The 14,333-nt window shown below is 50.0% G+C and carries 14 protein-coding genes; all 14 read left to right on the top strand.

What is annotated here, in order from left to right; translation table 11 throughout:
- Window positions 1-123 precede the first annotated feature (123 nt).
- The 14 genes from KTH89_RS00730 to KTH89_RS00665 all read left to right on the top strand — a co-directional run bounded on the left by KTH89_RS00730 (window position 124) and on the right by KTH89_RS00665 (window position 14,273).
- Window positions 124-1,563: an MATE family efflux transporter gene (locus KTH89_RS00730; protein ID WP_158343399.1), complete on the top strand. Its 1,440-nt coding sequence runs from the start codon at window positions 124-126 to the stop codon at window positions 1,561-1,563.
- Window positions 1,560-2,150, top strand: a complete 591-nt coding sequence (locus KTH89_RS00725; protein WP_238720257.1) for a cytidylate kinase-like family protein — start codon at window positions 1,560-1,562, stop codon at window positions 2,148-2,150. The genes KTH89_RS00730 and KTH89_RS00725 overlap by 4 nt, the downstream gene beginning before the upstream one ends.
- Window positions 2,151-2,278: 128 nt before the next feature.
- Entirely contained in the window at window positions 2,279-3,139 is an 861-nt protein-coding gene (locus KTH89_RS00720) for a LysR family transcriptional regulator (protein WP_158343395.1), read from the top strand.
- 336 nt (window positions 3,140-3,475) lie between these two features.
- Window positions 3,476-5,146, top strand: coding sequence for an ABC transporter substrate-binding protein (locus KTH89_RS00715; protein WP_158343391.1), 1,671 nt, complete (start codon window positions 3,476-3,478; stop codon window positions 5,144-5,146).
- A gap of 12 nt (window positions 5,147-5,158) precedes the next feature.
- Window positions 5,159-6,097 carry an ABC transporter permease gene (locus KTH89_RS00710; RefSeq protein ID WP_238720256.1) on the top strand — a complete coding sequence of 313 codons (939 nt, stop codon included), beginning with the start codon at window positions 5,159-5,161 and terminating at the stop codon, window positions 6,095-6,097.
- 5 nt (window positions 6,098-6,102) lie between these two features.
- A complete protein-coding gene (locus KTH89_RS00705; protein ID WP_238720255.1) occupies window positions 6,103-6,960 on the top strand; it encodes an ABC transporter permease in 858 nt (285 codons plus the stop codon).
- 18 nt (window positions 6,961-6,978) lie between these two features.
- Window positions 6,979-7,974 carry an ABC transporter ATP-binding protein gene (locus tag KTH89_RS00700; RefSeq protein WP_158343383.1) on the top strand — a complete coding sequence of 332 codons (996 nt, stop codon included), beginning with the start codon at window positions 6,979-6,981 and terminating at the stop codon, window positions 7,972-7,974.
- Window positions 7,961-8,929, top strand: coding sequence for an ABC transporter ATP-binding protein (locus tag KTH89_RS00695; protein WP_238720254.1), 969 nt, complete (start codon window positions 7,961-7,963; stop codon window positions 8,927-8,929). The genes KTH89_RS00700 and KTH89_RS00695 overlap by 14 nt, the downstream gene beginning before the upstream one ends.
- 24 nt (window positions 8,930-8,953) lie before the next feature.
- Window positions 8,954-9,760: a phosphoenolpyruvate-utilizing N-terminal domain-containing protein gene (locus KTH89_RS00690; RefSeq protein ID WP_158343379.1), complete on the top strand. Its 807-nt coding sequence runs from the start codon at window positions 8,954-8,956 to the stop codon at window positions 9,758-9,760.
- Window positions 9,757-10,401: a hypothetical protein gene (locus KTH89_RS00685; RefSeq protein ID WP_238720253.1), complete on the top strand. Its 645-nt coding sequence runs from the start codon at window positions 9,757-9,759 to the stop codon at window positions 10,399-10,401. Before KTH89_RS00690 ends, KTH89_RS00685 begins: the two co-directional genes overlap by 4 nt.
- 143 nt (window positions 10,402-10,544) lie before the next feature.
- A complete protein-coding gene (locus KTH89_RS00680; RefSeq protein ID WP_238720252.1) occupies window positions 10,545-11,579 on the top strand; it encodes a PhzA/PhzB family protein in 1,035 nt (344 codons plus the stop codon).
- 13 nt (window positions 11,580-11,592) lie between these two features.
- Entirely contained in the window at window positions 11,593-11,907 is a 315-nt protein-coding gene (locus KTH89_RS00675; protein WP_238720251.1) for a hypothetical protein, read from the top strand.
- 66 nt (window positions 11,908-11,973) lie between these two features.
- Window positions 11,974-13,086, top strand: coding sequence for a hypothetical protein (locus KTH89_RS00670; RefSeq protein WP_238720250.1), 1,113 nt, complete (start codon window positions 11,974-11,976; stop codon window positions 13,084-13,086).
- The gene (locus tag KTH89_RS00665; protein ID WP_238720249.1) at window positions 13,083-14,273 is read left to right on the top strand and encodes an MFS transporter; all 1,191 of its coding nucleotides are present in this window, start codon (window positions 13,083-13,085) and stop codon (window positions 14,271-14,273) included. The genes KTH89_RS00670 and KTH89_RS00665 overlap by 4 nt, the downstream gene beginning before the upstream one ends.
- Window positions 14,274-14,333 lie beyond the last annotated feature (60 nt).

Genomic DNA, 14,333 nt, shown 5'->3' with positions numbered 1-14,333 from the left:
AGAAAAGCGTGTAGCCAGACGGCGTAAAACCAGCTCGTCGGCACGCGTTTTTTTTGTTCCAATCAGCAAAGAGCCTTTCGAATACGAAACTCTTAATAACTGTAAAACAGGAGGTTTATCAAAATGAACGAATCAAACGCCAACGCATTTCTGGAAAAAGAAAAGCTTGGCACACTCATGCGCAAATACGCGATTCCATGTATCATCTCACTGCTGGTGGCAGCTCTGTACAACATCGTTGACCAGATCTTTATAGCCAACGCGGATTACCTGGGCTCCTACGGGAACGCCGCCAACACGGTCGTATTTCCCCTGACAGTGGTAGCGCTGGCGGTGGCCGTCATGATCGGAGACGGCTGTTGTGCCTTCGTGAGCATCAGCCTGGGGGCGAAGAATAAGGAGAATGCCCACAGAAGCATTGGGAACTCGGTCCTGCTCTGCCTGATCAGCAGCTTGGTAATTACGGCACTCTACTTACTATTCCAGGACCAGATCCTGACGGCCTTTGGAGGAAAAGTGAACGCGGAGACCTTTACCTATTCCAAAGAATATTTTACCTACATTACAATTGGAATCCCTTTCTATATGTTTGGGCAGGCCATGAATCCTGTGATCCGTTCCGATGGAAGTCCCCGGTTCGCTATGGTCTCCACACTGGCGGGCGCAGTTGTCAACATCATTCTGGATCCGATTTTTATATTTATCTTTAAATGGGGCATGATGGGGGCCGCGGTGGCGACGGTTATCGGGCAGGTTCTGACGGCTATCCTGGCTGTCTGGTATCTTTGCCACTTGAAGGCGGTAAAATTGGATAAGAGCAGTTTCCGATTCCACGCAAAAGTGATATCCAAATTCATCCCTCTGGGAATCTGCAGCTTTCTCTCGCAGATTTCCCTGGTAGCGGCCATGGCGGCCATTAACAATATGATCCGCAAATACGGAGCCATAGATCCCATATTCGGTCAGGAACAGTACGCGCAGATCCCGATGGCGGTCGTGGGAATCGTGATGAAGTTTTTCCAGATCGTCATATCTGTGGTGGTCGGAATGGCAGCAGGCTGTATCCCCATCGTGGGCTATAACATCGGCGCCGGACGAAAGGATCGGGCGAAAAAGCTCTTTTCCTATCTCCTGACCGCCGAGGGATGCGTGGGAGCCGTGGCTCTTATCATCGCGGAGATCCTGCCGGGGCAGCTGATCCGGATCTTCGGCGCTTCCAATGAGAGCATCTATTATACCCAGTTCGCTATGAAAGCTTTCCGGATCTATCTGTGCATGCTTATCTTCGCGTGCATCAATAAAGCCACCTTTATTTATCTGCAGTCCCTGGGAAAAGCCCTGTTATCCACGGCTCTTTCCATGATCCGGGAGGTCGTATTCGGCGTAGGCTTTGCCCTGCTGCTTCCGCATTTTTTCGGATTGGACGGCGTATTATATTCCATGCCGGTATCCGATATCCTGACCTTTATCATATCAGTGGTAGCGATCATCTATACCTACCGGTCGTTGAGCGATAAGGATCACATCAAAATAGCCGGACAATCCGGGGAGGAGAGCATATGAAAAACAGAATCATCACAATCAGCAGAGAATTCGGCAGCGGAGGTAGGACCATCGGCAAACAGACCGCCGAGATGCTGAGAATCCCCTGTTACGATCAGGAATTGATCCGAAAACTGGCCGAGCAAAGCGGTTTTACCCAGGATTACGTGGCAGAAGAAAGCGAATATTCCGAGCATCCGGGATGGTTCTCCAACGCATTCACCGGCCGCAGCGTTAACGGGTTGTCGAACCAGGATTATCTGTGGTCCCTCCAGCGTCAGATTATCCTGGATCTGGCCGACAAGGAATCCTGTGTAATCGTGGGCCGATGCGCCGATTATATCTTAAAAGACCGTAGTGACTGCTTGACGGTTTTTATCCACGCGGATCTCGAAAAACGTGCGGAGAGAATTGTAAAAATATACGGCGAGACCGACCAGTTACCACAGAAACGTCTGCTGGAAAAAGATAAACGCCGCGCTGCCTTTTACCAGTTCTACACTGATATGAAATGGGGCCAGGCCCAGAACTACCATTTGGCCCTGGACAGTGGGGCGGTCGGAATCGAACGCTGTATCAGTATCATAACGGATTTGTTTTCAGATTAATCCCGCCCCAAGCCCTTTTGCACTTTCGCCCCATACCGAAGGGACAAACCGGAGTGGGAAAAACGGAGTCAATTTAAAGGTTTCCAAGCCAGAAATTATTTGATATAATAAATTACAAAGGTGATTTTATGGAAACTGTTTATATGAAAGAATTTCTCGTTCTGGCTAAAATGTGCAACTACGGCAGAGCAGCGGATGAACTGTACATTTCGCAGTCATCCTTATTCAACCATATCAAGGCCCTTGAAGCGGAACTCAGCGTTCCGCTCTTTGAGCGTTCGGGAAAAAAGATTGTAGTCAGCGAGTATGGGCAGATGTTTCTTCCTTATGCCCGCCGTATTATCGATGCTACGGAGTGTTTTGAAAACGATGTGAAAGAGAAAAAGCTGGATGCCAGCAGGGCGATCCTGATCGGAACCCAGTATCGTTTGACTGAGCTCGTTAGAAAATTCAGGGGCGCCTGTAAGAATTATATGCTCTACACCATGGACAGCCGTAATGTGGAAGAAACCCTGTATGAGAGTGGATGCGAGCTGGCTTTTATCAGGAATCTGAAAGACCCTGAGGGAAAATTCAATGTAGTGCCCTATGTAAATGATAGCTTCTGCGCAGTTCTGTATAAGTCACATCCGTATGCAGACCGAAAGTCGCTGAAACTGGAGGAGCTGAAAAAAGAGAATTTTGTTATGCTTTCCTCTCTGAAGGGCAAGGAAAATGACGGTATAACCCTATGTAAGAAGGCGGGATTTGCGCCGAAGGTGGTTATGACGGTTTTGAGCGGGAGCGAGGCTGCAAAGCTGGTCAACGATGGACTGGGGATATCGATTCTTTTGAAAAAAACGATCCAGGCGGAGCGGCTGGAGAACGTAATATTAGTGGATCTGGAGCCAAGGGTGGACTGTGAGATCTCTCTGTGCTGGAGAAAGGATGTCGTGCTCTCAGAGGGGGCGCGCCGGTTTGTAGAATTCGTCCGCGGTCTGCACCCGTGAGCGGTTATAGAAAGTAGACGGGACATGTCCCGCTGCTATTATGTGTTTACTAAATAAGATAATAAAGTCGGCAGATAAAGAAAATCTTTAAGTCAGTGATGGCTTTTGGATTTTCTTTTTTGTTATAGAAAAGAACAGAGAATAAAATTATTCAGAAAATCGGAACGAACGAGTCCATATTCCAAAAAGTAAAATGAGAAGAAAAAGTATTTGTATATTTTGAATAATGAAATATACCATTGCACAATAGAAATTGATGTTTTTGACGGAATATATTAAGATATTTATAGTTTGATACAGCAAAATAGTCAAAACAAACAGAAAGGGAGAAAAGAAATGAAAAAAGCTTTGAGAACAACTTTAGTTGTGCTTCTGGTGCTATGTATGCTGACAGGATGCAGCGTAACCTCGGGAGCCGGGACTGGTACAGAGGATAATACAAAGACTGCTTCCTCAGCGGTTCCGGATGGAACCAATGTCCCGGCCGGGGAGACGGCCATCACTACGGAAGGTTCCATTAACGATGCCGGCCGTTTTGACAAAGTGGTGGTGGCAGTGAACGCCGACCCGGCGGATCTCCTTCCGTGCAAACCAAACGGAAATGGGAAGCCGAAATTCTTCTGGAGCATTTATGAGGCACTGTTCGATTATGACGATGAAAACAATCTGGTGCCCAGTCTGGCCAGCGGTTATACGGAGGAATCGGATACAGTCTGGAACATTAAACTTTTTGAAGAGATTTATGATTCCGAAGGGAACCACATTACCGCCGATGATGTCGTCTATTCGGTTAACTGGCTCATAGAAACAGGCAATAACATCAAATATGATGTACTGGATCATGTGGAAAAGGTAGACGATTATACGGTGGCTTATCACTGGAAAGAAAAACCCTCGGCCAATCAGCTGGAATTTATTCTGGTGCGGACCTTTATCTTTTCCCAGACGGCATTTGAAAATCATAATTTTGCCACGGAACCTGTTGGCACCGGCCCCTTCGTCGTATCGGAATTCGTAAGCGGATCCGAGCTTGTGTTAGAGGCTGCCGATGATTACTGGGCCGACAAGACCTCTGAAGATGTCAGTATGCGTCTGGGACTCCACAAGGCTACCGTACAGACAGTAGAGTTCAAGGTGATCTCCGAGGCATCTCAGGCAGTTGTTGCCCTGGAAATGGGAACAGTGGACTTCTGTGACTATGTGACATTTTCCATGCTGGGTGAATTTGAAGAGGGCGGTTCTTATAGCGACCAGTACAAAGTGGATACTAATCTGTCGGGCGACTATTATTATATGATGCCGAATATGGCCTCCTCCGTAATCGGTGATGACTTAAACCTGCGCCTTGCCATGTATTACGCACTGGATAACAACGCGATCGCAACCTCTATGGGAAGCGGGTATGCGCCGCTTAAATCACTGGGCACTTCCTATTTTTATGACTTTAATCCTGAGTGGGAAGAAGAAGCAACTTATGTCAATACATACGATATGGAGCTGGCAAAGGATTATCTTTCCAAATCAGATTATAACGGGGAAGAGATCGTGATCGTGGGATTGGTGAATGAGGAATGCAAAAACGCTATGACCATGATGCAAAGCCTCCTGGCTCAGGTGGGGATCAAAGCCTCCATCCAGACCTATGAGGAAAGCCTGATGAACACGATACTGGCGGAACAGACCGGATGGGACTTCGTGGTGACGAGATTGGGCGGCAGCACTCTGGTAGCCAGCTGGAATACGCTGTTTAACAATGATGTGCACGACGGAAAAACTACCAACTGGCTGGCAGATCAAAAGCTTCAGGAACTCTATGAGACATCTCTGGCCGATGAGACCCATGATGATGAACATGTAAAGGCATGTATGGACTATGCATTCTCCATCGGAGATGTATATCCGATTTCCGGTATGGCCTCGTCTATTGTTTATAACCGGAAAATAGAAGAAATCTACTATCGCGAGGGGTACGTCACCGTAGGATCCAGCAGGTATGTGGGCCAGTAAGGAGACTTTTCTATGGGAAGATACATTTTAAAACGGCTGATGACCATGATCGTTATATTGGTCTGTGCGGCGATTCTGGTATTCACGCTTATGTATTTTGTACCGGGGGACCCGGCCAGGTTACAGCTGGGGGTAGATATCCCGGAAGCAATCCTGCAGGCGAAACGGCATGAACTGGGCATTGACACACCGTACATCGTACAGCTGGGTAAATTCCTCTACAACGCTTTTTTAAGATTTGATTTCGGATATTCCTGGAAATACGGGGTATCGGTAATGGAGGAGCTGATCGTGCGTCTTCCCAGAACACTGATGATCGGCATTCCGGCCATGATCCTGAATGTTCTGATCGGCACCGTGCTGGGGATCTACTCAGCGATCCATGAGGGAAAATGGCAGGACTCCATCACGATGGTGATCGCCATGGTATTCGTATCGGCGCCTAACTTCTGGGTGGCCCTGATGTTCATATTGCTGTTTGCGCTGAAACTTAACTGGGTTCCTGCGTTCGGAATCGAGAATTTGCAAAGTTATCTGCTGCCTATCATCTGCAGCGCCCTGCCTGGAATCGCCGTGAACGCCAGGCAGGCGCGAAGCTCTATGCTTGAGGTAGTGCGGGCGGATTATATTACCACGGCTCGGGCGAAAGGGCAGAAGGACCGGGTGATTGTTCGGAAACATATGCTGCCCAATGCTATGATGCCCATTATTACCGGTGTGGCAGGCGGGCTTTGCCAACTGGTAGCAGGCTCCCCGGTAATCGAGACTGTGTTCTCCATTCCGGGAGTCGGAGCTTATATGCTTTCCGGTGTGAATCTAAGGGACCGGCCTGTAGTGTGCGGCTGCGTCGTGTTTTTCGCACTCTTTACCTCGTTGGTCATATTGATTATGGATCTGAGCTATGCTTTCCTTGACCCCAGAATTAAGGCTCAGTATGCAAAAGGAAGGTGAGCGGGATGAAAAAAACGGAAAAAACAACTTATTCCCTGGATTTTATGCGCCGTCTGCTGAAGGGATGGAGTTCGAGGCTTGGATTTATCTTACTGGCCCTTATCATCTTGTTATGTCTGTTTGGTCCTTTCCTTTCACCTTATGGGGTCAATGATATCGACCTGCAGAATATGTATACAGGACCGTGTATGGCGCACTGGTTCGGGTGTGACGCCATGGGCCGTGACATTCTCACAAGGCTTCTCTACGGCGGAAGGTATTCGCTGCTGCTGGGGTTATCCTCGGCACTGCTGGCAGCGGTCCTTGGCATCATCTTCGGGGTAGTGGCGGGCTACTTCGGCGGGAAGATAGAAGCATTTATCATGCGTTTTATGGATATCTGGAGCGCGCTGCCCGGCATGCTGCTGTGTATCATGATATCCGCCTTCATGGGAGCCGGTTTTTTTGCAACGGTGATCGCCCTGACCGTGGGAAATATCCCCGGCGGGGTGCGGATGACCCGGGGGCAGGTATTGGCAGAAAGAAAGAAGGAGTATATCGAAGCAGCCGAGTCTATCAACGGTTCCAAGATGGCGATCATGTTCAGACATCTGCTGCCAAACGTGGTCCAGCCCATGATCATTATTACTACCATGAGCATCGGCAGTATGATTACGATGGCGGCGTCCCTGTCCTACATCGGTCTTGGCATACAGCCGCCTACGCCGGAATGGGGGGCCATGCTGGCGGACGGACGTGTGTATATCCGGAATTATCCGTTTTTGATTACGTTCCCGGGCCTTGCGATTGCCCTCACGGTTCTGGCGCTGAATCTGCTGGGGGACGGACTGAGGGACGCCCTGGATCCAAAACTGCGGGATTGAGGAAGGAGAAGATAAATTATGAGCGAGAAATTCCTCGAGGTAAAGGACTTAAGAGTCGTCTATACGCAGAACCGGAAAACGGTACAAGCGGTGAACGGTATTTCCATACGGCTGGAGCGGGGCAGGACACTGGGATTGGTTGGAGAGACCGGTGCGGGCAAAACTACGATCGCCAAGGCAATCATGAGAATCCTGCCTGACATCGCGGCGAAGATAACAGGCGGCGAGATTTGGCTGGACGGAGTGGATATCCTGAAGCTGCCGCCCGATGAGATGATGAATGTCCGGGGGGAAAAAGTGGCCATGATATTTCAGGACCCGATGACGGCGCTGAATCCGCTGATGACGGTCGGGGATCAGATTCTGGAGGTCATAAGGCTCCACGATGATTGCGATAAAAAGGCGGGAATGGACCGTGCCGGGGATATGCTGGAGCTGGTGGGTATACCCAGAGAGCGGTATGCGGAATATCCGCATCAATTCTCAGGCGGAATGAAACAGCGTGTGGTCATTGCCATGGCTCTGGCCTGTGATCCGGAGCTTCTGCTGGCGGATGAGCCGACCACAGCGCTGGACGTGACGATACAGGCACAGGTACTGGATCTGATCCGGGAATTGAAAGAGAAATACAATACATCCATGATCCTGATCACCCATGACCTGGGAGTGGTAGCTCAGACCTGCGATGATGTGGCGGTAATCTACGCCGGAAAGATCGTTGAATTCGGAAAGAAGGAGGATATCTTCGATCATCCGGCCCACCCCTACACGATCGGCCTGTTCGGTTCCCTGCCCGGGATGGCGGTGGGGGAAAAGAGGCTTCATTCCATAAGCGGGCTCCCTCCGGACCCCACCGCCCTGCCGGAGGGATGTGCATTCTGGCCGCGTTGTCCGCATGCCGTAGAGGCGTGTAAAGGAAAGATTCCCACCCGGAAAATAAGAGGGGTTCATTTCTGCCAATGCGTGAAGGAAAAAGAAGAACTTCAGGAGGTATATTCCCATGGCAGATCATAGTCCTTTAATAGAAGTGAAAAATTTAAAAAAATATTTTAAAGTACCCTCCGGAATGAATCATGCGGTAGATGAGGTATCCTTTGAGATTTGCCGTGGTCAGACTCTGGGAGTGGTGGGAGAGTCCGGTTGCGGAAAGTCGACTTTGGGAAGAACGATCATTCGTTTGTTGGAGGCTACCGACGGTAACGTATACCTGCACGGGGAAGATATTACTCATGTAAAGGGACATCAGCTGAAACAGGCGCGGGAAAAGATGCAGATCGTATTTCAGGACCCGTATTCTTCGCTGAATCCAAGGCTGCGGATCGAATCCACCATCATGGAACCTCTGAAATATTCAGGACGGTATTCTTCAAAAAAGAAGATGAGGGAAGAGGCCAACCGGCTGATGGAGCTGGTGGGAATCGACGAGAGACTTCGGCAGTCCTTTCCCCACGAACTGGACGGCGGCAGGCGGCAGCGCGTCGGCATAGCCAGAGCTCTGGCGTTGCATCCCGACTTTGTGGTATGTGATGAACCGGTATCGGCTCTTGACGTGTCGATCCAGGCCCAGGTCTTAAACCTGCTGATGGATCTGCAGGAACAGATGGGGATGGCCTACATGTTCGTGACGCATGATCTGTCCGTAGTGCGGCACATCGCCAACGACATCCTGGTTATGTATCTGGGGCAGGCGGTGGAAAAAGCTCCTACCGAGGAATTGTTCCATAGAACCCTGCATCCTTATACAAAAGCGCTGTTATCTGCGATCCCGAGTACGGATATTCACAAACCTATGCAGAGAATCCGGTTGAAGGGGGAAATCACAAGCCCTATCAATCCGAAACCGGGATGCAGGTTCGCAGCCCGCTGTCCCTATGCGGCGGAACAGTGCCGGCAGCCCCAGCAGCTCACAGAGATTTTGCCGGACCATTTTGTCAAGTGCTGCCGCTGCAGAGAGATCAATGGACTTTAGACAGAATAGAAAAGGAGAAGTGCCATGGCTGTTATATTCAGAGGAAAAAGCGTAGCCGGAGGAGTGCATGCCGGTGAGATCCTGCTTTTTCCCGAGGCTCCGATTCGTATATTGACTCTGAAAACGAAATATGTGGAAGCGGAAGTCACGTATTTCAGATCGGTTCTGTCTGCCGCCAAACAGCAGCTGGAGGCGTTGTATGATATAGCTGCGGTAAGATACGCAGAGCAGGCGGCGGATATCTTTGACGCGCAGCTGTCGATTTTGCAGGATGAGTGTTCCCTGACGGATTCTATCGAGGAACAGATACGCAAAGAACACTGGAACGCGGCAAAGGCGATCGAGCAGCAGTTCGATGAATTTATCCGGCTGCTCAAATCAAGGGAAGATGGCCCGTTCCCGACACGTGCCGCCGTAGCAAATGAACTGAAACTACAGCTGCTGCGTCTGGCTCTTGGAATTCATCAGGAGAGAGTGTATCCGGAAGAAGATGCGATTCTCGTAATGCAGAACGTGACTACTGCAGATTTGATCCACATGGACAAAAGCAATATCGTTGGGATCGCTGTCTGTACGCAGACAGTGGCCGGCCACGTGGCTGCGATTGGCAAAAGCCGGGAGATACCGGTAGTGGCCGGTGTGCGCGGCTGCAACGGTTCTATTCCGAACAAAGGGTACGGTATCATCGACGGGGATCAGGGGATACTGATCGCATCTCTGACACCGGATGAGGTAAGAGAATATCTGAACAGGCCGGACGGGAGAAGAAAATATCTGGACCGGCCGGAGGAATCGTTGATCCGCACAGAAAAGGAGAAGGATATATCATGACTCGTAAGAGAAGGACATCCGGTATGGCCCGGGATTCGATCATGGATCATGGTTTCCACAGCCATTCCTACCACAAGCATTTTGAGGACTATGTGGAGCGGGTCCAGATCGACAGCAGAGGGACGAAGAAAATAATACGGACTTATATCGGGAACTATTACCGGAACAATCTGACGAAGCGGCTGAGTTTGGGGATAAAAGCAGGTTACCTTGCGCTCTACCTCCTGACCGTGGTTCTGTTTCTGAAGGCGGGAACGGCTCCGGTTATGAGTAACACCAAGTGGTATGTGGTGCTGCCGGAGTTTTTGAATCTGCTGGTCCTGCTGTGGCTGCTTAAGACTATGATCTATTATGCCACCGCCGGGAAGGCACTGACAGTTGGAGAATACCGCTATACTTCCAGATCCCTGCTGCATACAACGTTAGCGGCGGCGATAAGCTTCGGCGCCACCTTGATGGGAATACTGGTTTCGGCCCATGCCGTGCCGGGCGGCCGGAACATGAAAGATATCCGGATCTGTGCCGCTGAGATTCTCATCTGCGGGATCTGCATGCTGGCAGTTTATGTAACAGAGAAGAGAATTAAATATCAACAACAGTCAGAAGCTGTGGAAGTGCATGAGGATGATTCCTATATGTAGCCGGATGAATATGAACAAAGAGAAGATCATTTAAATTTTTGAATAGGCCGGTAACATACAGAATTATTGGAAACTGATCTATTACAAATGTAAGCAAACGGGCTGTCAATGATACAGCGAATATAAAAGACGGAGGTAAAATAATGGCAGATAAGATATATAACAGGGAGCTCGCGCAAAAGATCGCGTCGGTACCCTTCTGGCGCCTGGAGTATTTTCCGAGATATTTTACGGAAGAGTTTACCATGGATTTCCCGGCGGCGCCGCCTGGTATGCCCAATCATTTCGATATATGGGAAGCAGAGAGATGTTTTGAGTGGCTGAACCGTACTGTGAAAAACTGGCGTGTACAGCTTGAGGAATTCTACTCCACCCCTGATCCGGAGCAGTTCTGGGCGATCGGCTCCTGCGGCGGAGAGGTGTTCTGGGGCGATCAGGACGGTACTTATGAATCAAAATATATCATGCGCCTGGAGCTGAAGGACGGAAAGATTCATTATATAAAGGGCATGGTGGAGCCGATCCGGATGTTAAAGGCTGCGGGCCTTAAAGTACCTGTTTTTCACAAAGGCATCGAGGAACCGGCGGTTGATGAGTACCTTTGCCTGCATCCCGAAGCCAGGAAGAACCGGGAGGCAAAGGTTTATAAAGATCCTTCCGAGAGTGAGCTGGTAGTGGATCAAAATCCCGAGTCCGTGAAAATCAGACGGGAGAATAACTTAAAGGAGAGCGCCTGTGGTGTTTTAAGGGAAGAGTACAGAAGACTGACCACAGCGAATCCGGAGTTTGCCGGCGCGGCCTGGTTCGTGCCAGATGACCGCCCGTGGTCCGATTCTCCGGAGCCGGTGATGATCACGGACAATAAAGAACCGCCCCGGGAGGCGCAGATCCGGATTCATGCCTGGTTAAAATCCAGCAGCCCATGGATGTACCGCGATACCCGCAGCAGGTTCTACCCAACCGATGATGAACACGTCTGGTTTGTGGAGATGAACAGCCATGGACCGGCCAGATGGCATGGAAACGGATGCGATCACGGCCATTATCACCAGCCCTATTTTCTCATTATAAAGTTCGACGATGCCGGCAGGATGATCCACAGAGCGGAAATCCTCGCTCCTGTAAATAAGTATGCCAGTGTCAATGTAAGCTTGCCCAGCTTCCCGTATTACCTGTGAAAGGAGAGATGTCATGAACAAGATATATGCAACTGTAAAATGCCCGGTCCAGGCAGCGCCACAGATGACCGAACAGCTCAAAACACTGGGAGTCGGTGAGATACGGGAGGAAAGAGTGTCCTATGACCGGTTCGTGAAAGAAAGCCGGATGAATTATGACTGTGTCTTTCAAACGGCTTGGGAAGAGAAACAAGAAGTCTCTTATCTGAACTTTGCATTTGAAGATTCCGCCCTGGGAAGAGAACAGTGTTACTATGTGGAATTTCATTTAAAGCAAATACCGCTGAATCTAAGATATGGCTTTTCCACGGAACCGGGAAAAGAATGAAAGAAAACAATCAATGACCTAATTTATATATAGTGCTGCGAGACATGCACAGAAGTGGAGGATAACATGAAAAACTGGCTACCATTGCTGCGTTACGACCCTGTCACCAAGAAGAGAATACCCGATCCGGAGGAGGAAAATGAACTGCCTTACGACGAGAAGGCGTTTGCCTGTACACAGATCGGCAGAGAGATTGCAAAGAATCAGAAGATTTTCCAGTTATACGGCGATGATCCTATGAATCCTGAGTTGGTACGGTACTGGGCTGAGCGGGGGTTGAAAAAAGAACTGTTTGATCAGGAACGGGACGAAGGCAAATACGCCTACAGTGTATTTACCCCGCTCTCCATGGATCCGCAAAAGAAATATGCCGTAATCTATGTAAGCCACGGCGGCGGCGTCACAATTGAACTGGCGGAAACCTACGGGTTCAATACACTGGCAGCCGTTGAAAAATATATCGTAGTCTATCCAAACAACGGCGGACGCTCCAACAACGAAGTGGATACGGAATTCCCCCGGGTGATGGAAGAACTAAGAAAAAAGGGATATCCCATTGACTGGGAACGGGTATACTGTGCGGGATTCTCATCGGGAAGCGAGGCATCCGTATGTGCGGCGTGTACCTGTCCGAAGATGGTAGCCGCGGTGGCGGTATTACCGGGCGGGCAGCCCTTCAAAGATCTGAAATTCTATACCGGCCCTGAGTATTATGCCTCCACCTTGGGACTACGGATACCGGGTATATTTATCGGCGGAACTATGGACGTGGCGTCCTATCCGGCTCCCTGGATTCTGGAAAATAAACGCAAGGAGCACAGAGCCCAAAATCTCGACATCTGGATGCGGGATATGGCTCAGATCAAGAACTACCGCCCTCTTACCCTGGAACATATCGAAGAATTGCTGACGAAGTCCCAGGATCCCGTACAGCGGGAGTTCGGTTTGGAGTTTGATACAGACTACACGTTCCATGTGCAGGGCGTGGATTGGTTGGGCGGAGATTTCTATGGGGAGGATGCGGCACCGGTAATGCGCTGTGTCAGAGCTATTGGGCTGCCCCATGTGGTTTGGAACAGCCAGGCAAATCTGGTGTGGGATTACCTGAAGCATTTCCGCCGGGATCCTGTGTCCGGGAAGAGTATCTATGACCCGGTGGCCTGCTGGGGTGAGCGATGATGGAAAAAGGAAGACAGAAAATATGGAATCCGCTGTTTACGACGATCTTTATCGCCAACGCCTGCATGAATCTGTCTCAGCAGATGATGAACTCCCTGGTATCCAAGTACGCGGACTATCTGGGAGCGGCAGCGACGGTGGTAGGGATCGTGGCCAGCATATACTCCGTTACGGCCCTGATCTTTAAGATTATTTCAGGCCCGGTGATTGATACCTATAACCGCAGATTTATATTATCCGGCACGATGCTGATTATGGCGGTTTCCTTTTTTGGGTATGGAATCGCCGGAAATGTTCCGGCTCTCATTGGTCTGCGCCTGCTACAGGGAGTCGGGCAGGCATTTACTTCGACCTGTTGTCTTGCCCTGGCGGCGGATACACTGCCGAAGGAAAAGTTCGGCTCAGGAATCGGAGTGTTCTCCATGGCGCAGGCGGCCAGCCAGGCTATCGGACCCACCATCGCGCTAGGACTTATCGGAGTCTGTGGATATCAGGCTACTTTTATGATCGGCAGCGGGATCATGGTGTTTGCGGCTTTTCTGGCTACCAGAGTAAAGGTTCCCTATCAAAAGGCGAAGAAACTGAAAATATCAGTGAAGAGTATTGTGGCAAAAGAAGCTATTATGCCCGCATTTATCATCTTTTTGATGTCTCTGACCTATTTCGTGGTCAATTCTTTCCTGATCGTGTACGCAGGTAAGATCGGTGTGGCTAATATCGGATATTATTTTACGGTATTCGCCGGAACTATGTTAATCACACGCCCAATGATCGGCAAACTGACCGACCGGTATGGACTGGTGAAAATCGTTGTCCCGTCTCTGATCTGTTTCGCCGCGTCCTTCCTGATCATCAGCTACAGCCGGTCACTGCCCATGTTCCTGCTGGCCGCTTTTGTCGCCGCGTTCGGGTATGGGGCCAGCCAGCCGGCCATACAGGCCCTGAGTCTGAAATGCGTGCCGAAGGAACGAAGGGGAGCGGGCAGCAGCACCAACTTTATCGGAACGGACCTTGGTAGTTTGCTTGGCCCGATTCTGGCCGGTGCGGTGGCGGATTTGCTGGGATATGAGGTCATGTGGCGGGTGATGATTCTCCCGGTAGTGTTTGCTCTGGTGATCGTCCTGTTCTCCAGAAAGCGGATCAGCCGGATGGAGGAAAATTTCAAGCTCATGCAGCAGGAGGAATAAGAAAAAGAACATATCGAGAGCAAGGAAATAGAACCTATGGGAACATAAGGACGGGTAAAG

Source organism: Diplocloster agilis (genome assembly GCF_019042275.1).
Classification (GTDB): Bacteria; Bacillota; Clostridia; order Lachnospirales; family Lachnospiraceae; genus Diplocloster; species Diplocloster agilis.
Note: the sequence above shows the minus strand (reverse complement) of the source record. Positions and strands in the feature narration are given on the sequence as shown.